Here is an 18,842-nt window from a genome sequence, read left to right on the forward strand (position 1 = left end):
AGCCTAGTGGCCGCGGTGTTTCCTCTGCCCCGCATGCTCATTTATTTCTAAGGATGTTCTTCTCGCTAAGTTCGGCCTTCGCCTTGCGGCTCGCCCTCGCTAAGCTCCAAGAACGCCCTCGCACTAAGTTCAGGCTTCGCCTCCCGGCTCGCCTTCACTAAGTTGCTTCCGGGCTACCATACAAACGCCAGTACTTCTCCGCCTACGCCCAGTTTTCTTGCTTCCTTGTCAGTGATCACGCCCTGGTTTGTGGAGATGATCGCTGTTCCCAGGCCGCCGAGAACCTTGGGAAGCTCCTCGCTGTTCGCGTACACGCGCAGGCCCGGCTTGGAAATTCTCTTAAGACCGGAGATAACCTTCTCGTTCTTGTCTGCACCGTACTTTAATGTCACACGGATCGTCTTGAACGCTCCGTCCTCTACGATGTCGTATCTTGTGATATATCCCTCGTTGTATAAGATGTCTGCGATGGCGATCTTCATCTTGGATGCGGGGATATCTACTGTATCATGTTTTGCAGTGTTCGCATTACGGATTCTTGTAAGCATATCTGCAATAGGATCACTCATAGTCATGGATTGCTTCCTCCTTTACCAACTTGCCTTCTTCACACCCGGGATCTGTCCTTTGTATGCCAGTTCGCGGAAGCAAACACGGCAGATACCATATTTTCTCAAATATGCGTGCGGACGACCGCAGATCCTGCAGCGGTTGTATTCTCTTGTGGAGAATTTCTGCTTGCGCTGCTGTTTGATTTTCATTGCTGTCTTAGCCATAATTTACCTCCTTATTTTGTAAACGGCATGTTGAACTGTCTTAACAGCTCGCGAGCCTCTTCGTCAGTCTTAGCCGTTGTGACAAAGATAACGTCCATACCTCTTACCTTGTCAACTTTGTCATACTCGATCTCCGGGAAGATGAGCTGCTCTTTGATACCGAGAGCATAGTTGCCTCTTCCGTCGAATGCGTTCGGGTTCACGCCGCGGAAGTCACGTACGCGGGGAAGAGCGAGGTTGATGAGACGGTCAACGAACTCATACATCTTCTCTCCTCTTAATGTAACCTTGCATCCGATCGGCATACCCTCTCTGATCTTGAAGTTAGCCACAGATTTCTTGGCTTTGCAGATCACTGCCTTCTGGCCTGTGATCTTCTCCAGGTCAGCAACCGCTGACTCTAAAACCTTGTGGTTGTCTTTTGCCTCGCCTACGCCCATGTTGATAACAACCTTGTCAAGCTTCGGCACTTCCATGATATTTTTATAACCGAACTTCTTGTTCATCGCGTCGATGATCTCGTTCTGGTACTGTTCTTTCAGTCTGCTCAAAGCACTGGACCTCCTTCCTCAACAATTAATCGATCACTTCGCCCGTTGACTTCGCAACGCGGACTTTCTTGTCTCCATCCATCTTGAAGCCCACTCTTGTGGCTTTTCCCTTGTGGATGTACATTACGTTAGAAATATCAATGGGTCCTTCCTGATGAACGATACCGCCATTCTGATTGGAAACACTCGGTTTTGTGTGCTTCGTCAGCATGTTGATACCCTCAACGAGAACTGTACCGTCTTTCTGATTAACAGCGATAACCTTGCCTTCCTTGTCTTTGTCCTTGCCGGCAATGACTTTTACCATATCGCCCTTTTTGATCTTCATAGTTGACATCTTACTCTCGCACCTCCTTACAGTACTTCCGGAGCCAGGGAAACGATCTTCATAAACTGTTTGTCACGAAGCTCCCTCGCTACGGGCCCGAAGATACGGGTTCCTCTTGGGTTCTTGTCTTCTTTGATAATTACAGCAGCATTTTCGTCGAAGCGGATGTAGGATCCGTCTTTACGGCGTGTACCCTTTACGGTACGTACAACTACAGCCTTCACGACATCGCCTTTTTTTACAACGCCGCCTGGTGTTGCATCTTTAACGGACGCAACGATCACGTCGCCGATGCTTGCATATCTTCTTGTGGAACCGCCAAGCACACGGATGCAGAGTAACTCTTTCGCACCTGTATTGTCTGCTACTTTCAGTCTGCTTTCTTGCTGTATCATGCAGGTTTCCCTCCTTATACTATTTCACTTTTTCCATGATCTCGACAAGTCTCCATCTCTTGTCCTTGGACAGCGGCCTTGTCTCCATAACCCTTACCTTGTCGCCGATGCTGCACTCGTTCGCTTCGTCGTGCGCTTTCAGCTTGTAAGTTCTCTTTACGATCTTTCCGTAAAGGGGATGTTTTACATTATCCTCAACAGCAACAACGATCGTCTTGTCCATCTTGTTGCTGACTACCTTGCCAACACGTGTCTTTCTAAGATTTCTTTCCACGGTGTTACTCCTTTCTCTGCGTTTTGCTCAAAAAGCTAGGCATTGCTCTTCTCTGTGATCACAGTCTGAATTCTTGCAATGTTCTTTCTTACTTCCTTGATCCGGCTTGTGTTCTCAAGCTGGTTTGTTGCGTTCTGGAACCGTAAGTTGAAGAGTTCCTTTTTAGCAGCTACTAATTCTTCGTTCAGCTCTGCAGCTGATTTTGTCCTTAAATCTTCTACAAATGCATTAATTTTCACTGTTATCACCGCCTTCTAAGTCTGCGCGAGAAACGACTTTACATTTACAAGGTAACTTGTGAGTTGCCAGACGAAGAGCCTCTCTTGCCACTTCCTCAGGAACGCCTGCGATCTCGAACATAACGCGTCCCGGTTTCACAACTGCTACCCAGTACTCCAGGGTACCCTTACCGGAACCCATACGTGTTTCAGCTGGTTTCGTAGTTACTGGTTTGTCTGGGAATATCTTGATCCATACTTTACCGCCACGCTTGATGTAACGTGTCATGGCGATACGGGCAGCCTCGATCTGGTTTGATCTGATCCAGCAGGGCTCTGTTGCAACGATACCATATTCACCATATGAAAGCGTGTTTCCACGAAGCGCTTTTCCTTTCATGGAGCCACGGAACTGTTTACGACGTTTTACTCTTTTTGGCATTAACATTATTTATCGCTCCCTTCCTTTGCTGCCTTTTCCGGAAGAACCTCGCCATTGTAGACCCAAACCTTTACGCCTACCTTACCGTAGGTTGTGTCCGCCTCGGCGAATCCGTAGTCAATGTCTGCTCTCAGTGTCTGAAGAGGAATGGTTCCCTCGCTGTAGAACTCTGTACGGGCAATATCTGCGCCGCCGAGACGTCCGGATACGGATGTCTTCACGCCGAGTGCGCCGGCCTTCATTGTCCTGGACATGCAGGACTTCATAGCGCGTCTGAAGGAGATACGGTTCTCCAGCTGCTGCGCGATGTTCTCAGCCACGAGCTGCGCGTCTCTGTCCGGTTTCTTTACTTCCTTGATGTCAACGACAAGCTTCTTGTCTGTGTATTTCGCAAGCTCGCCTTTAACCTTCTCGATCTCGGAACCGCCCTTACCGATCACAACGCCCGGCTTCGCTGTGTAAACGATGATCTTTACACGGTCAGACGCTCTCTCGATCTCGACTCTGGAGATTCCAGCGTTATATAATCTCTTCTTCAGGAATGTTCTGATTTCATGGTCCTCTACAAGATTGTCAGCGAAATCTTTCTCAGCGTACCATCTGGAGTCCCAATCTTTGATAATGCCGACTCTTAAACCATGAGGATTCACTTTCTGTCCCATAATGCCCTCCTTATCTTTCATCAAGCACAAGTGTGATGTGGCTCATTCTCTTCTCGATCCTGTAAGCCCTGCCCTGTGCTCTAGGTCTGATTCGTTTCATCGTTGGTCCCTTATTTGCATAAGCCTCTGCAATATAAAGGTTCTCAGCATTCATTCCGTTGTTGTTCTCGGCGTTCGCGATTGCTGACTCTAACAGTTTCTTTATGATACTTGAAGCATATCTTGGATTGTAAGTTAAGATTCCAAGTGCTGTTGTTACATCCTTGCCTCTGATGGCGTCGAGTACGAAGCATGCTTTCTGAACAGAAACCCTTGCATAGGATAACTTTGCTGAAGGTCTTGTGTCCTTGTTAGCATTTCTCTCTCTCTTGATCTGGGATCTATGTCCTTTTGCCATGGATGAAGCCTCCTTTCAAATTATCTCACTCTTGATTTCTTTTCGTCTTTTCCATGTCCTCTGTATGTCCTGGTTGCCACGAACTCACCGAGCTTGTGACCAACCATATCCTCCGTCACATATACCGGAACATGCTTTCTTCCGTCGTGAACGGCGATGGTGTGTCCCACCATGCTCGGGAAGATCGTAGAACGACGAGACCATGTCTTGATGACGGACTTGTCGCCGGATGCGTTCATCGCATCGATCTTTTTAAGCAGGCTTGCGTCTGCGAATGGTCCTTTTTTAAGTGAACGAGCCATTTGTTCTACCTCCTTGTGAAATTACCTATTTGATTCCTTTACCGTCGCGTCTTCTTACGATCAGCTTGTTAGAATGCTTGTTCTTCTTGCGGGTCTTAAGACCAAGAGCCGGCTTGCCCCAGGGCGTGCACGGACCCGGACGTCCGATACCGGTCTTGCCTTCACCACCGCCGTGCGGATGGTCGTTGGGGTTCATAACAGAACCGCGTACTGTCGGGCGGATGCCCATGTAGCGCTTGCGGCCCGCCTTACCGATGTTGATCAGGTTGTGATCGCCGTTTCCTACGACACCGATGGAAGCGCGGCACTCGATCGGAACCATTCTCATTTCACCAGACGGAAGTCTGAGGGTTGCATATTTTCCTTCTTTAGCCATCAACTGTGCGCTGTTGCCGGCGGAACGAACAAGCTGTCCGCCCTTGCCCGGATAAAGCTCAATGTTGTGGATCTGCGTACCAACCGGGATCTGCGCAAGAGGAAGGCAGTTGCCGACTCTCACCTCGGCCTCAGGTCCGTTCATGACCTTCATGCCGTCTGTCAGTCCCTGGGGCGCAAGGATGTAAGCTTTCTCTCCATCCTCGTAGCAGATCAGCGCGATGTTCGCGGATCTGTTCGGATCGTACTCAATGCCAAGCACGGTTGCCTGGATGCCGTCTTTCCTTCTCTTGAAGTCAACGACTCTGTATTTTCTCTTAACGCCGCCTCCGCGGTGTCTTACTGTAATCTTTCCCTGGTTATTACGGCCTGCCTGGCTGCTCTTGGATACAAGCAGAGATTTCTCCGGAGTCTTCTTTGTGATTTCAGAGAAATCAGATCCGGTCATCTGTCTTCTGGAAGGCGTATATGGGTTATAGGTTTTGATTCCCATGATTGCTTCTCCTTTCGAATGCTAATTATTAGTGTCACGGAATTGCACCGTATATGCGCGATAAGCAGAGTGAAGGTAAACGCGGATAAGACTGCCACGCTCGCGTGAGCAGGCTTATATGCGGTTAGCTGAGCGTGTAACGCGACCGAGGGACCGAAGGTCCCGAGGTGCGCTGCTTATCGCATTCGCTGTCCCAATGGATATGCCAAAAACATTCCAATGGATTCCCCGGTCCGTGCGCCTAAGCTCGCATAGTAGATACATCCTCGCTTTGCTCGGAGTATCTGCTTTCGCACTAGGCTCGAAAAAACCTCGCCAAGTGCTCAATGCATCGCTAACGCTTGGGACCAGGCCCCGGCTAAGACTCGGCCTTCGCCTTACGTCTCGCCCTCGTCAAGCCTACAGGCCTTCAAAGATCTCGATATCAGCGCTGTCCTCTGTCAGCTGCACAACAGCCTTCTTTGTCTTGGCTGTCTTGCCGAACTGCATGGTGCCGCGCACTCTCTTGCTCTTGCCCTCGTTGTTCATTGTGTTCACCTTCGCAACCTTGGCGCCCGCGAACATCTTCTCAACGGCCTCTTTGATCTGGGATTTTGTAGCCTCTGTGTGAACAAGGAATGTGTATTTCTTGTCAGCCATCAGGCCCATGCTCTTCTCAGTTACGACCGGCTTAAGGATCACATCATAATATTTGATATCTGCCATTATGCGTACACCTCCTCAATGCTTGCAACAGCAGCCTTCGTTGTGATGACTGTGTTGTATTTTAAGATGTCGTACACATTAATTGTATTTGTCTTTGTGGTCTTTACATCAGCGATATTCTTTGCAGAAATCTCAGCGTTTGTATTGCCGTCCTCTAATACGACTAATGCTTTCTTCACATCCAGGTTCTTCAGAACATTTGCAAAGTTCTTTGTCTTGTGGTCCGCGAACGCGATCTCGTCGATGACGATGAACTTGTTCTCCGCAACCTTTGCAGAAAGAGCGGACTTCAGGGCAGCCCTCTTCTCCTTCTTGTTCATCTTAAAAGAGTAGTCTCTCGGAACCGGTGCGAACACGACGCCGCCGCCCGTCCACTGGGGAGCTCTCGTGGAACCCTGTCTCGCATGACCTGTTCCCTTCTGTCTCCACGGTTTTCTTCCGCCGCCGGAAACCTCGGAGCGTGTCTTTGCCTTCTGTGTTCCCTGACGATTATTTGCAAGCTGGCTCACAACTGCCATGTGTACCAGGTGGTCGTTTACTTCCACGCCGAATACAGCATCGTTTAAGTCGATCGTACCAACTTCCTTGCCTTCGATATTGTAAACAGATACGTTTGCCATCTTAAGCGTTCCTCCTTCCTCGCAAAAACTAGTTAGCAGCTTTCACTGTTTCTTTGATAGTTACCAGACATTTCTTCGGTCCCGGTACTGAACCCTTGACAAGAAGCAGATTGTTCTCTGCGTCTACGCGCACCACTTCCAGATTCTGGATGGTGATCTTCTTGTTGCCCATCTGTCCGGGCATCTTCTTGCCCTTGAACACCTTGCTCGGATCAGATGCAGCGCCATTGGAACCTGCATGACGGTGGAACTTGGAGCCGTGAGCCATGGGTCCTCTGTGCTGGCCATGTCTCTTGATGGCGCCCTGGAAGCCTTTACCTTTGGAGATCGCCGTAGCGTCTACCTTGTCGCCGGCCTCGAAGATGTCAGCTTTGATCTCCTGCGCCGGAGCGTACTCCTCAGCGTTCTCAAATCTGAACTCTTTTACATATCTCTTTCCGGAAACGCCGGCCTTTGCGAAATGTCCCTGCTCGGCCTTTGTCAGTCCGTGGCGGTGAACGATCTCTTTCTTGCCGCTCTTATCCTTGTTGATGATCTTGTCCTTCTTGTCAACGAAGCCAACCTGTACTGCGCTGTATCCGTCGTTCTCAACCGTCTTGACCTGTGTTACCACGCAGGGGCCGGCCTGAAGAACTGTTACGGGCGTCAGCACACCGTCTTCGTTGAAGATCTGTGTCATTCCGACTTTTGTAGCTAAGATAGCTTTCTTCATTATAAAATACCTCCTGTGATTTACAGCGGAACGCTCTCGCGTTCATCCTAAATTTTAGGAATTACTGCTTTCTTATTTCATTTTGATATCAATGTACACACCAGCCGGCATTTCCAGTCTGGAAAGGGCATCAACCGTCTTCTGGGTCGGTGTGATGATATCGATCAGTCTCTTATGAGTTCTCTGCTCGAACTGCTCTCTGGAGTCTTTGTACTTGTGTACAGCGCGCAGGATCGTAACCACTTCCTTCTTTGTCGGAAGCGGTACAGGTCCGCTCACCTTTGCTCCGTTCTTCTTTACAGTTTCGATGATCTTCTTCGCGGATGCATCAACAAGCTGATGATCATACGCTTTCAGTGTGATTCTCATTACTTGACTTGCCATAAAAAAAGTCGCCTCCTTTTCGTACTTTTGCTTTAGTACGACAAGCGGTGACTGTACACTCTCCCGTGTGTGTCGTGAGAAACACCCACGTTGTTACTGCATCTCAGCAGCCGTTATAGTAGTTTCGTACAGTGACTTGTCGCCAGTTTCCTAACTTGACATTCGCTCCACGGAAAACCTGCCTTTGCTTATGTTTTTGCTCCGGCAGCAACCTCGCGCTTCACAGCTATCATGTCACAGCTTTATTAGTATATCTGATGGCACGTTTTTTTTCAAGAACTTTCTGTTATTTCATGTATTTTTTTTCGTACAATCGGTTTTTCTTGTATTTTCCTTCTCCAGCCGCTACTATGGAACTGTAAAACCAACCACAAAACGATGCTATTATATAAGGAAGTGATGCAATGGATACAAAGCGCTGGAATGTGATGCTGGCCGTAAACGACTATGGAAGCTTTACGCGGGCCGGCCAGATACTCGGGTACACCCAGTCCGGGATCACCCAGATGATGAAGGCCCTGGAAAAGGAAGTCGGATTCTCCCTCTTTGCCAAGGACAAACACGGCATGGTCCTCACGGACGAGGCAAAAACGCTGATCCCTTCCGTCCGCGCCTTCCTGAACGCCGATGAAGTCGTGCGCCAGCAGATCGCCTCCCTCAAGGGACTGCAGACCGGCACGATCCGGATCGGCACCTACTTAAGCTGCTCCATCCACTGGATCCCCCGGATCATCCGGGAATTCTGCCGCAGCCACCCGGACATCCACTTCCGGATCATCGAGGGGCTGGAGGACGAGCTGCCTGACTGGATCCGGGAGCGACGCGTGGACATCGGATTTGTCAGCCGGCAGAAAGGAAAGGATTACCAGTTCCTCTCCGTGATGGACGATGAGCTGTACGCTGTGATCCCAAAAGGACATCCCCTCGCCTCTTTTGACGAGATCCCCATCGCGCAGTTCAACGGGATCCCCTTTGTCTCCACAGAGTACGCCCCCTCCAGCGACCTGCACCGCACGCTCCGGGAATACCATATCCACCCGGACATCCGCTATGTCTCGATCAATGAATTCTCCGTCCTGTCCATGGTGGACCAGGGGCTCGGCATCTCCATCCTGCCCGGCCTCATCCTGCGCGGCCAGAGCGGGAATTTCGAGATCCGCAGGATCAGCCCCCACGTATACCGGGAGCTGGGGCTTGCCTACGCCTCCCAGGAGGACCTCTCCCCCGCTTCCAGGGTGTTTCTTGAATACGCCAAGGATTTTCTCCTGGATGACTGAACGCATATGCATTAGTATTTGTAATGCCAGCATTACAAATCTTAATATTTTCATTGACACCTATCCCTCAACAGGCTATACTGTAATAGAGGTTTGAATTGCAAAGGCGCTCTCACAACAGCTGAGGGCGCCTTTGTCCTTTTCATCTCCTGCATATCAAGGGGGCAGCGCACATATATAATAGGAAGTCTGACATGTCTGCCCGACAGGAAAGGATGATACTATGAGTAATCAGACAAATGGAGAAACTCGTCAATGGGGATCCAGGTTCGGCTATCTGATGGTGGCGGCGGGCGCGGCCATCGGCCTCGGAAATATCTGGCGCTTCCCTTATCTCGCCTACCAGGGAGGCGGCGGCGTCTTCCTTGTCGTCTACATCATCGTCGTTGCCCTGATCGGGCATCCCATGGTGCAGATGGAGACCGCCATCGGCCGCTACACCGGCAAGGATACAGTCACAGCCTTCCAGCGCATCAGTAAGAAATGGGGATTCGCAGGCTGGATGGCCAACATCTGTACCCTGATGATCAACATGTACTACGTCGTCGTGGGCGGCTGGGTCGCCAAGTACGCGTTCCAGTATCTCACAGGCGGCGACTTCGGCGCTGACAAGCAGGCCTATTTCGACAGCTTCACCTCCTCGACCGTAGAGCCCATCGTCTGGGCCATGATCCTCCTTCTGTTCGTCTCGGTGCTTCTGTATTTCGGCATCACCAACATTGTGGAGAAGATCTCCAAGGTCATGCTGCCGCTCCTCTTTGCCCTGCTCATCATCTGCGGCATCTGGGCCTTCTTTGTAAATGAGAACGCCATCGAGGGCGTGAAGTATTACCTGCTTCCTGATTTCAGCAAGTTCAGCTTCACCACCTTCGCCCAGGCGGCGACACAGGTGCTGTTCTCCGTGGGCATCGGCTGGGGCCTCTATGTGACCCTGGGCGCCAACATCCCCAAGCAGAACAACCTGAAGAGCGACGCAGTCATGGTCTCCGTCTTTGACACGGCCGCCGCGATCCTGGCCGGCTTCGTCATCGTTCCCTCCGCCTTTTCCGGCGGCGTGGACATCGAGTCCGCAGGCCCCAGTCTTGTGTTCAATGTCATGACGGACATCTTTGAGAAACTGCCGGGCGGCCGGATCATCGGCTTCTGCTTCTTCCTGGCCATCCTCTTCGCCGTGATCTCCTCGCTGTTCAGCTTCTTCGAGATCTCTGTGCGCACCTTTGAGGATAACCTGCACATGGGACGGCTGAAGGCCTCCGTCACGACGGCTGTCATCGTCGGCATCGGCAACATCTTCGCCTCCCTCGGTTTTGGGCTCTTAAGCGGTGTGAAGCTTCCCTGGATCGATGCAGGCGGCTTCAAGACCCTGGGCATCTACGACTGGCTGGACACCTTCACAGCCTACCTCCTAATGCCCATCGGCTGCATCCTCGTCTGCATCTTCATCGCGAAAGTATGGGGCTTTAAGAACTACGAGAAGGAGGCCACCAACGACGGAAAGTTCGGCCATGTGAACGCCTATGAGAAGTTCCTGACCGTCTTCGTGGTTCCCTTCTTCATGATCATCATCCTGCTGACCGTGTTCGGCTTCATCAAATAAGAGCGGAAGCAGTAATTTGAACAATCAGGCGTTTGTTTTTATCGCTCAAATTAGACAGAATGCTCAGTTTCAGTTGACTTGTTAATTTTTTGATGATACAATAGCAGTGATAACCGGGTTCGCCTCCGCTATAATCGGGGGTAGCTTTAGGGGGGCGGGCTCTGAAACAATTTTTATTCATAATCTGGAGGGATGTTTTTATGGCAATGTACATCATGAAAGGGTTATGCGTGATCGGTATCATCCTGAACGTTGTTCTGATGATCCGCAAGAACAAAGAGCTCCGCGCCAACCCTGAGAAAGACCCTGAAATCGGTTTAACCGGCGAGGAACTGTGGCAGAGAGGTAAACAGCCGAAGAACCTTGTCGCAACGATCATCACCGGTTTTGTAGCGAACTTCCTGGATACCCTTGGAATCGGTTCCTTCGCTCCGTCATCTGCTTCCTTTAAGCTGACGAAGTCTGTAGACGATATCCTGGTTCCCGGCACGCTGAACGTAGGCGACACTGTTCCTGTATGTGTGGAGGCGTTCCTGTTCTTCGGTTTCGTAGATATGGATATCCTGACACTGGTACTGATGATTGTAGCTTCTGTAGTCGGATCCTTCGTAATGGCCGACATCGTAACAAAGTTCGACAGAAAGAAAGTTCGTTACGCACTGTTCGTTGGTCTGTTCATCCTGGCTACCGTGATCCTGATGAAGGTTTTCGCAGTTGGTCCGTTCGGTACGATCGGTACAGAACTCGGACTTCGCGGCGTGAAGCTCGTGATCGCTGTTGTCGGCAACTTCATCTTCGGCGCTCTGATGAGCATCGGCGTTGGTCTGTACGCTCCTTGTATGGCTATGGTTCTGGCTCTTGGTATGGATGCCGGATGCGCGTTCCCCGCTATGATGGGTTCCTGCGCATACCTGATGGCATTCGGCAATGGCCCGAAGTTCATCGCTCAGGGAAGATACGACATGGTTGCATGCTGGACACAGGCTATCTTTGGAGCCATCGGTGTTTACTGCGCATACGCTTTCGTATCCAGTCTGCCGCTTGACGTGCTTACAAAGGTTATCGCTGTTATCGTTTACATCACAGCATTCCTGTACCTGCACGACGCTATCAAGAAAGGTTCTGCAGCGTAAGCAGACTCATAAAAACTTCATAATGAGATTAAAAAGGTTCTGCGTGGTCATCCCACACAGAACCTTTTTCTTATCTTCTCTCTTTTTCTCTCTCCTGCGCCTCGATCCGCATCCGTGTGATGTGGCCGCGTATCTGCATTCCAAAGTTCTTAAACCGGTTCCAGAGCCCCACAGGCAGCCAGCGGTAATCCGCGCCGCTCTTCTCAAGGATAAACTCCTTAAAGTCCCTCTCCTCACCTTCGGTAAAGTTTGCCTTTGGCAGGATCAGCAGATCGTCCTCGTTCATACCTACGTAGTATGTCTTCTCATCCTCCCAGATCCGGTAGATCGTCTTGTAGTAGCCCATATTGTCCACGGATCCGTTCTGCCGCACCCGCACGCCGGTATTGCCGAACAGGTAGGTGAGCTCCTCGTTTTCCTTCACCGCCGGGTCCCCTCTCATCGTGCCAAGCGCCAGGTACTGCCGGAACAGTCCCGTCGCAACGAGCAGGGCGCCCACGCCGTAGCAGACGATCACGCCGGGCAGCGCCATATTCTTTACCAGAGTCGGCACAAGCGCCAGCAGGATGCCTGTCATAACCAGGTTGAAGGTGACACGCGGGTGTTTCACCCGGTTATAGAATTTGATATATTTCATCATCATGGCCTTATCCCGCCGGATGTCCACCACATACCGGTTCTTCCGCGGATCGGCCGCCGTCTGCTGCTCCATTTTCACTTCTTCCAATTTCTCCATTCCTCCCTTTCGTTTCGACAGGATTGCGTCTCGTGGATATTATACCACATCTCCGGGCATATGCCTACAGAAAGTGTAGTCCGTCAGCGCTTTTGTCTGATAAAGTGATAATACGTCACTTTATTGAATTTATACAAATTCAGCATCAGTTAATACACTTTATTTGTATAAACATACAGTTTTTCCCTACCTTCTCCAGGTGTCTTGACACCCGTGCCATCTTGTGCTATAGTTAACCCAATCTTAAAAAAGGTTGCAGTTGCAGTTGATCCGATGCCGATTGTTTTCCCCAAGAGCAGTCCTGCACCGGTGAACTACAATTTATTATATATACTTTCTCCATTCGTGGAGATTTTTCCCCAGCTTTGTATATATATACAAAACTGCAAATGCAACGAGGAAAAACCTCTCAATGACATACCAAAAAGAAAGGGCACGACATGTTCAGATGTCGTGCCTTTTCTTTGCACCGCAGGAGAGATCCGCTTATCTGTCCTGCTCCATCTTTCTCATTTTCAGTTTCAGAAGCGCAAGTGCCTTCTTGCAGTCCAGCTCTACCACGTTGTTCTCGCCGACTACGTTCGTCTCCGTGCCGTCTGCGCTCTTATTGATATCAATGATGCCGTCCAGATAGTTGTTGGTCACAACAAACTGGGCCACCGTGCCGCTGAAGTTGAGTCCGGTCACTGCGATCCCTCTTGTGCCGAGCTGCTCGCATGTGTTCGTGAAGTCCACATCGCTGTTGCCCCAGCCGTCGGAGGAGATGATCACACCGTCCGCCCGCATGGCTTCTGCCCACACAGCAGTTCTTGTGCCGACGAGCATCTTGTCCACATTGTCATCCGGCGTACCTACGATAACGATACCCATCAGATCCACGTCTGTATCCTGGGATACCACGTCGAGAAGGGGATCCCTGAAATGATGCAGTGATGTTTCCTTTGTTGAAGGTCCAATACCCATACCATTCACCTCCTACTGCATGGAACGGATGATACCGTCTCTGTATTCATTTGGAGTTACAAGGATCGGCATGTTCCCCATATCGATGATGGAGCGTCCGCCTTCCACGCCTGATGGCTCTTTTGCGAAGAGATGCGTGTCGTACATGGCGCCCTGTCCGGCCACCTGCTTCACGATCAGGACTCTCTTCTTGCCCGGGCGCACGATATCATGATACTCGTGCCGCTCCGTGCACTTCTCGCCCTTAAATTTCTTCATCTTGTCCCTGTATGTCTGGATGAACTCGTCGCAGGCCCTGTGCGCTGCTGTCGGGCCCGGGCGCTCCTGTCCCATGCCCTCCTTGAGGGTTACGTCGAAGGAGATGATGTAGTCATCGTCACCCGGCGTACCGGCGCGGTTCAGGACAAGCTGCTCCTTCAGGTTGCCCTCAGAGGAGCCGAACTCGTGGCACTGCTTTCCGACTGTGTCCACACCCGTCAGGATCACGTACACGCCCGTGACCGTATGTGTGATGCCCTCTCCGATCTTTCCGAGCACCTTTGTAGAGATCGGAATGATGTCCATGATCGTGTTTGTCCAGCGGTCATGATCGCCGGGCTTAATGATCTGGATATCGATCTTCTCGATGTAATCCTTCTCCTGCTCCACGAGCTGGTCCAGCATCTCCTTGCTGACAGTCATGTGTCCGTCTGTTGTGATGTCGTTGTGGTCGCCCCACTCCACATCTGTCATGTGGAACGCCTTGATCACAAGACGGCGTAAGTCTTTCACCTGATCAGCCATTTTTCCACCTCCGCTTATTTGTTATTTTTTTATCCTTCTTTTTTTACAAAAAGGGCAGATGCATATTACATCTGCCCTTTAAATCCTGTTTAGTGCTTTTCTCTAATATCTGTAGACATTAGATCTTCGCAACGTACTCAAACGGCAGCGGTACGATCGTTCCAGGTGTCTGGATCTTAACAAGCTGCTCAAGAGTAGCTTTTACGATCTGTGTCTGCTGTTCTACGTTGTGAGGACCACCCGCGTTGGCACCCATAGGTACTAACGGAGCTACCGCACGAGGAGTACCGGTCTGACGTACAACCGGAGGAAGAGCTGCAATAATGATTGTAGGAATTCCAGCCTCTTCAATCGCTCTCTGCACCAATACTGCAGAGCGGTGGCAGGTTCCTCAGCCAGCGGTGAGGATAACTGCGTCTACATCCTCTTCTGTGAACATCTTTGCAACAGCCGGACCAGTCTCGTTTTTGAACTTCTCCTGGTTTCCGCCGCCGCCCATGAATCCTGCGTGTACAGGAGCACATGCTCTGATGAAGCCCTCTGCTGCAAGCTCATGAATTCTGTCGATGGGGAACATGCAGTTGATGTCCTTGTTAACATCACTGTTGTCATATCCGCCGTGGGATACCATCAGTTCGCTGGATGGCGTTGTGTTCTCGATCTTTCTCCATGTGAAGTCACCGGCAAGATTGAATCTCTCCTGTGATTTCTTATGAACACCAGCAGCCGTAGCAAGAGCGATGGACATGTCCTTCAGCTCTTTTTTAACAGGCGTCCATACCGGAGGAGGTGTAATCGGAACAAAAATCTCAGATTGTAAACCTTTAACAACCGTTAAACTCATTTTGAAACCTCCTTATTTTCCATTTGCCTACGCATCTTTTCCTGATTGCGTCGTTCTTTCTCTATATTGCTGACATATTTCTCATTTACTTCAGGCCCGAGCTGCTCCGGAAAGCTCATGTTCCATCCGATCTCCTGCCCCACTTTCGGTTCCGTGTCACAGATGAACATCCGCTTCGGCGCTTTGAAAAATCCCAGGCGCCCTTTCAGATCCACGCTGATGCTGCAGTCGTCAACATCAACCACGATCCCTTCCATGTAAATGATCCTGTCGCCATAGTGCAAACGCTCGTTGTTCATTAAAACCGCCTCAGATTAGTCGTATTTTTCCTTACGCTTCTGGCTCATCGGCAGGGACTGCTCGTTCTCAACAAGATCAACTTTCTTGCCGTAAGCGCCCTCGATCAGCTCAACGTTTGTAGACTTAACGTTCGGATTCCACTTTCTCTCAGCAGCTTTCACTTCCTCGCCTGCCATAGCTGTCTTCAGCATAGCCAGTGCACGGATCGCATCCTCCTCGCAGAGGGTGTTACATCCGAGAACCTCGTTCTCGATACCGGACTCAGACTTGTTGTTGTCAACCATGTATGTCATGTACTTGTTACCAACAACGAGTGCGCCCTGTACTGCGCAGTAGGACATGCCAACTGTCGGAACGCCTCTCATACCGATCTGCTCGATATGGCTTGCGAAGTCAATGTGGTTGTTTCCGAAGCCCTCTGTTGTAACGAATGCTCCGTCAACGTCCATCATCTCAACTGTGTGGCCTACACGTTTGGATACGTAGAACTTCTCAGCGTTGATCTGCGGGCTTCCTACGAATACAACGCCGCAGAGGTCAACTTCCGGATCATGAAGAGTCTCGATTACGAGCGGCTCTCTCCAGTAATGTCTGGACATCTCCTTGGATGCAGGTCCGATACATGTAAGAGCATGGATACATCCATCCAGAACCTCAAGCGGAGATACGCATACCGGAACGTTTCCTAAGTCAACGTTTGCTCTCGCGCCAAGGATGCCGACCGGCTCTACCGGAAGGATGAAGTTGTCGTGCATAGCGCCCTGACCCATGATCTCTTTTACGATAACGACTTTCTTCTTGCCGGGACGACGAACCTGTTTCAGTTCCTGCGTCTCAGCAACAAGGCTCTCATCGAGTTCCTTCATGACCTCACGGATCTCCTGTGTGATCACATCGAACGCTGTGTGGGCAGCCATAGGTCCACGACGCTCCATGTTGGTCTTCTCCTGGATCACGATGTTACCCTTGATGAAGATCTCGCCTTTATCCGGGCAGCCCGGACGTCCCCACATGATGTTCTCATCCAGGTAACCCTCGGAGGAACCGAACTCACCGATCTGAACTCCGCCCTCGTCTGTACCTGTCAGCATCATAACAACGCCGTCCAGTACTCTTGTCACACCTGTACCGAGGTCAGCGTCGCCCTCTTTTGTAGCGATGGGCTGTACGTCCATGATCGTCTCGGAATATGTGTGATAGTTCTCAGGAGTAATGATCTCCAGGTGGAAGTCTTTAACGAGCTCCTGGTTGTCGATAACTTCCTGCTCGATGCCCTCACGGATGTAAAGAGTCGTTCCCTCGATCTTTGTCTCAGGTCCTCTCTTAACCTCTGTGATCTTGAAGTGCTTTCTTGTTAAGGTTCCTACTACCTTCTCCTCGCCAGCCTCTGCTGCCGCCGGTGCTGCTGCGCCTGCTGCAACTGCTGCTGCGGGAACCTCTGCTACTGCTGCGCCGCCGTTGCCGAGTGCTCCAACCGGGATCTCAAGGTTGATGTCCTTGCCCTCTCCGATGTGGATCCTCAGTGTGCCGCCTGCTGCTGCAACCGGTGCTGCCGCGGGAGCTGCTGCCGGTGCTGCCGGAGCCTCTGCCTCTGCAGGTGCTTCCTCTGCCTCTGTGGTCGGAGCCTTCGCGCCCTCAACCTTGTCTGCTGTAAGCGGGCAAAGTGAATCGCAGGTCTCTTTGAGTTTTGCACCTAAAACTTCTTCGATGGTAAGGCATCCATCGAGGTTCAGTAATCCTGAATCTACAAGATCGTCAAAGATGGCGGGATCTTCCAGATTCGCCGGCTCAATTGTAATGCCGCCCTCGGCTCTACAACAAAGTACCGCAGGATCATGAGCATGTGCCTTAGCTGTTTCAGCTGTGATTGACATATTGTTTTCCCTCCTTGTTTTGTTGCTTGGGAGCGCCCGTAACCGGACGCCGTTTTCTTTATCCGCACACTGTATTTGCACGGATAAGGGGTGTATATTTTCAGCTGCAGGCAAAATAAGAAAATACCTCTCACTTTTCATATCGCAGGAAAGAATCGGGGGTCCTTCCCGGATTCTGCCCGCAGCAGAAATACCTTGTCCACGGACGGATGAACGCTTCTTAGAAATCGATGTCCTGGCTTACTTCCTTGGAGATCTTCAGCGTTCTGTAAAGAGGATGTCCGATGGTCCTCATCACATGGTCTGTCTGATGGAAGACTTTCAGTCCCATCTTCGGGCCGGATGCCATAACTGTGTTGGAGCAGTCAGAGCAGTTGCCGATGATGATGTACTCGCAGCCGTCCTTCTTGAACTGCAGGTTGTTCTTAACCTGTCCCGGACAGTTGCCCGGGCGTAAGCACTTGAGCGGTGCGCCCGGCTTGTTCTCGATGGCCTGCTTACATCTGCATACAGATACGACGTTGGCGTTCATCTTGGAAGCGATCTCGCGCATGCGCTCCTCGCTGCCGCCGCAGGCACAGACAAGAAGTCCTGTCTTCGCGCCGTGCAGATCCGGGAACTCTACTGTCACCAGGATACCACCTGTCGTCTTTGTGATCGGCTCGTCCATATTTGTGGATTTGCCTGTGAAGGCGCCTCCCATGATGATCTCGCCGTACTCGCCGTCAATGCCGCCGGCCTTCTCGATCAGCTCTCCTACGCTGACGCCAACCGGCACATCCATAAATACGTGGGCCTCATTGCCGCCCACCAGTTTGCCGCGCACTGTCACGTTCTTCGTGATGCAGGGCTTTCTCTCGTCAATGGCCTCTGCGATCTTGGCCACTGTCTCCAGGTTCACAACCACGCTTCTCGCAGCGGACGGAAGCTGTGTCGTCGTCAGGTTCACGCCGAGGCACTCTCTCACGACTGCGCGCTCCTCTCCCATCGGGTAGATATCCGCCAGGAAGTGCATGGAGATGTCCGGCTCGCTCTTGAGAGCCGCATCCAGGATCTTGATGGCGTTGTGGTGTTTCTTCTTAATTGCGAAGATGGCCTTGTCTGCATTGGTGATCTCCATGCAGTACTTCACGCCGCGGATCACTTTGTCCGTCTGTGTCTCAAGCTGCTGGATGTTGTGCTCCAGACCCGGCTCACACTCAGCCGCGTTGATAAGGATGTAGCTGTGCTCCAGCTTGAAATCCGCCGGGAGCTCCGGGTTGATCTCCGGATCCAGCTCTCCCATCGGCGTCTCAGCCAGGTTGATGCCGAGCTTGATGCCTGTCGGGAATCCGGCGCCTCCCATTCCGACGATGCCGGCTTCCTTCACCATCTCCAGCTTCGTTCCCTCTTTGATCGGAACGAACTCGTCCTTCTGTTCCTCGTCGGGCTTGATGATGATCCTGTCATCTGTCACTTCTTCAACCACGCCGTATACACTGGAAAAAATATTGGCCCCAAGTCCGGTCGGCGCAGCGATCAGCGTACCCTTCTCCACTCTGTCGCCGGCCTTTACAACGGCCTGGCAGGGTGCGCCCACATGCTGACGTAACAACATCTGTACATTTCCCATGACTTTTCTTCTCCTTTTTTTCATTATTTTTTTAAGCAAAAACAGAACCGGAACGCTCCGTTTCCATTTACTTATCACACATAAAGAAG

Annotated in this window: 26 protein-coding genes; 3 read left to right on the top strand and 23 right to left on the bottom strand. The window is 51.1% G+C overall.

The annotated features are described in order from the left end of the window. Window positions 1–173 precede the first annotated feature (173 nt). The 16 genes from rpsH to rpsJ all read right to left on the bottom strand — a co-directional run bounded on the left by rpsH (window position 174) and on the right by rpsJ (window position 7,634). Window positions 174–575, bottom strand: a complete 402-nt coding sequence (rpsH, locus tag H6A20_RS06620) for a 30S ribosomal protein S8 (protein ID WP_204906349.1) — start codon at window positions 573–575, stop codon at window positions 174–176. 15 nt (window positions 576–590) lie between these two features. Next, complete coding sequence (locus H6A20_RS06625; RefSeq protein ID WP_016220062.1) at window positions 591–776, bottom strand: type Z 30S ribosomal protein S14; 186 nt, start codon at window positions 774–776, stop codon at window positions 591–593. Window positions 777–787: 11 nt separating this feature from the next. After that, a complete protein-coding gene (gene rplE / locus H6A20_RS06630) occupies window positions 788–1,327 on the bottom strand; it encodes a 50S ribosomal protein L5 (RefSeq protein ID WP_204906350.1) in 540 nt (179 codons plus the stop codon). Window positions 1,328–1,352: 25 nt separating this feature from the next. Then, complete coding sequence (rplX, locus tag H6A20_RS06635) at window positions 1,353–1,664, bottom strand: 50S ribosomal protein L24 (RefSeq protein WP_033124783.1); 312 nt, start codon at window positions 1,662–1,664, stop codon at window positions 1,353–1,355. 17 nt (window positions 1,665–1,681) lie between these two features. Continuing rightward, window positions 1,682–2,050 (bottom strand): 50S ribosomal protein L14, encoded by a 369-nt coding sequence (gene rplN / locus H6A20_RS06640; protein WP_033124782.1) that lies wholly within the window; start codon window positions 2,048–2,050, stop codon window positions 1,682–1,684. Window positions 2,051–2,069: 19 nt separating this feature from the next. Next, window positions 2,070–2,324: a 30S ribosomal protein S17 gene (rpsQ, locus tag H6A20_RS06645; RefSeq protein ID WP_033124781.1), complete on the bottom strand. Its 255-nt coding sequence runs from the start codon at window positions 2,322–2,324 to the stop codon at window positions 2,070–2,072. A gap of 35 nt (window positions 2,325–2,359) precedes the next feature. Beyond that, entirely contained in the window at window positions 2,360–2,572 is a 213-nt protein-coding gene (rpmC, locus tag H6A20_RS06650; RefSeq protein ID WP_476739007.1) for a 50S ribosomal protein L29, read from the bottom strand. Further along, on the bottom strand, window positions 2,553–2,990 hold the full coding sequence (gene rplP, locus H6A20_RS06655) for a 50S ribosomal protein L16 (RefSeq protein WP_087174182.1): 438 nt from the start codon (window positions 2,988–2,990) through the stop codon (window positions 2,553–2,555). The genes rpmC and rplP overlap by 20 nt, the downstream gene beginning before the upstream one ends. Continuing rightward, the gene (rpsC, locus tag H6A20_RS06660) at window positions 2,990–3,646 is read right to left on the bottom strand and encodes a 30S ribosomal protein S3 (protein ID WP_204906352.1); all 657 of its coding nucleotides are present in this window, start codon (window positions 3,644–3,646) and stop codon (window positions 2,990–2,992) included. Before rpsC ends, rplP begins: the two co-directional genes overlap by 1 nt. Window positions 3,647–3,656: 10 nt before the next feature. Beyond that, window positions 3,657–4,043 carry a 50S ribosomal protein L22 gene (gene rplV, locus H6A20_RS06665; protein ID WP_076780556.1) on the bottom strand — a complete coding sequence of 129 codons (387 nt, stop codon included), beginning with the start codon at window positions 4,041–4,043 and terminating at the stop codon, window positions 3,657–3,659. 20 nt (window positions 4,044–4,063) lie between these two features. After that, the gene (rpsS, locus tag H6A20_RS06670; RefSeq protein ID WP_204906353.1) at window positions 4,064–4,345 is read right to left on the bottom strand and encodes a 30S ribosomal protein S19; all 282 of its coding nucleotides are present in this window, start codon (window positions 4,343–4,345) and stop codon (window positions 4,064–4,066) included. Window positions 4,346–4,370: 25 nt separating this feature from the next. Next, entirely contained in the window at window positions 4,371–5,213 is an 843-nt protein-coding gene (gene rplB / locus H6A20_RS06675) for a 50S ribosomal protein L2 (protein WP_204906354.1), read from the bottom strand. Window positions 5,214–5,612: 399 nt separating this feature from the next. Next, window positions 5,613–5,918: a 50S ribosomal protein L23 gene (rplW, locus tag H6A20_RS06680; RefSeq protein ID WP_204906355.1), complete on the bottom strand. Its 306-nt coding sequence runs from the start codon at window positions 5,916–5,918 to the stop codon at window positions 5,613–5,615. Continuing rightward, window positions 5,918–6,538, bottom strand: coding sequence for a 50S ribosomal protein L4 (gene rplD, locus H6A20_RS06685; protein WP_087174179.1), 621 nt, complete (start codon window positions 6,536–6,538; stop codon window positions 5,918–5,920). Before rplD ends, rplW begins: the two co-directional genes overlap by 1 nt. Window positions 6,539–6,566: 28 nt before the next feature. Then, complete coding sequence (gene rplC / locus H6A20_RS06690) at window positions 6,567–7,250, bottom strand: 50S ribosomal protein L3 (protein ID WP_204906356.1); 684 nt, start codon at window positions 7,248–7,250, stop codon at window positions 6,567–6,569. 72 nt (window positions 7,251–7,322) lie between these two features. Further along, the gene (gene rpsJ, locus H6A20_RS06695) at window positions 7,323–7,634 is read right to left on the bottom strand and encodes a 30S ribosomal protein S10 (protein ID WP_204906357.1); all 312 of its coding nucleotides are present in this window, start codon (window positions 7,632–7,634) and stop codon (window positions 7,323–7,325) included. 404 nt (window positions 7,635–8,038) lie between these two features. On the opposite strand from rpsJ, the gene H6A20_RS06700 reads away from it, so the two are divergent. From H6A20_RS06700 to H6A20_RS06710, 3 genes are all read left to right on the top strand, one after another. Beyond that, window positions 8,039–8,911, top strand: a complete 873-nt coding sequence (locus H6A20_RS06700; protein ID WP_204906358.1) for a LysR family transcriptional regulator — start codon at window positions 8,039–8,041, stop codon at window positions 8,909–8,911. Between the two features lie 223 nt (window positions 8,912–9,134). Further along, entirely contained in the window at window positions 9,135–10,508 is a 1,374-nt protein-coding gene (locus H6A20_RS06705; RefSeq protein ID WP_204906359.1) for a sodium-dependent transporter, read from the top strand. Between the two features lie 200 nt (window positions 10,509–10,708). After that, a complete protein-coding gene (locus H6A20_RS06710) occupies window positions 10,709–11,641 on the top strand; it encodes a permease (protein ID WP_243426153.1) in 933 nt (310 codons plus the stop codon). Between the two features lie 70 nt (window positions 11,642–11,711). Here H6A20_RS06710 and H6A20_RS06715 read toward each other — a convergent pair whose 3' ends face one another. The 7 genes from H6A20_RS06715 to prdC all read right to left on the bottom strand — a co-directional run bounded on the left by H6A20_RS06715 (window position 11,712) and on the right by prdC (window position 18,738). Next, window positions 11,712–12,359 (bottom strand): YcxB family protein, encoded by a 648-nt coding sequence (locus H6A20_RS06715; RefSeq protein ID WP_242842803.1) that lies wholly within the window; start codon window positions 12,357–12,359, stop codon window positions 11,712–11,714. A 504-nt stretch (window positions 12,360–12,863) separates the two neighbouring features. Continuing rightward, on the bottom strand, window positions 12,864–13,340 hold the full coding sequence (locus H6A20_RS06720) for a glycine/sarcosine/betaine reductase component B subunit (RefSeq protein ID WP_204906360.1): 477 nt from the start codon (window positions 13,338–13,340) through the stop codon (window positions 12,864–12,866). 12 nt (window positions 13,341–13,352) lie between these two features. After that, entirely contained in the window at window positions 13,353–14,123 is a 771-nt protein-coding gene (prdD, locus tag H6A20_RS06725; protein WP_204906361.1) for a proline reductase cluster protein PrdD, read from the bottom strand. Between the two features lie 118 nt (window positions 14,124–14,241). Further along, window positions 14,242–14,967 (bottom strand): D-proline reductase (dithiol) protein PrdB, encoded by a 726-nt coding sequence (gene prdB / locus H6A20_RS06730; protein ID WP_204906362.1) that lies wholly within the window; start codon window positions 14,965–14,967, stop codon window positions 14,242–14,244. Continuing rightward, window positions 14,964–15,266 carry a CBO2463/CBO2479 domain-containing protein gene (locus H6A20_RS06735; protein WP_204906363.1) on the bottom strand — a complete coding sequence of 101 codons (303 nt, stop codon included), beginning with the start codon at window positions 15,264–15,266 and terminating at the stop codon, window positions 14,964–14,966. The genes prdB and H6A20_RS06735 overlap by 4 nt, the downstream gene beginning before the upstream one ends. 15 nt (window positions 15,267–15,281) lie before the next feature. Next, window positions 15,282–17,141, bottom strand: a complete 1,860-nt coding sequence (prdA, locus tag H6A20_RS06740) for a D-proline reductase (dithiol) proprotein PrdA (RefSeq protein WP_204906364.1) — start codon at window positions 17,139–17,141, stop codon at window positions 15,282–15,284. A gap of 220 nt (window positions 17,142–17,361) precedes the next feature. Beyond that, on the bottom strand, window positions 17,362–18,738 hold the full coding sequence (gene prdC, locus H6A20_RS06745; RefSeq protein ID WP_420846594.1) for a proline reductase-associated electron transfer protein PrdC: 1,377 nt from the start codon (window positions 18,736–18,738) through the stop codon (window positions 17,362–17,364). Between the last annotated feature and the right edge of the window lie 104 nt (window positions 18,739–18,842).

It is taken from the genome of Mordavella massiliensis (assembly GCF_016901695.1).
GTDB classification, from domain to species: domain Bacteria; phylum Bacillota; class Clostridia; order Lachnospirales; family Lachnospiraceae; genus Claveliimonas; species Claveliimonas massiliensis_A.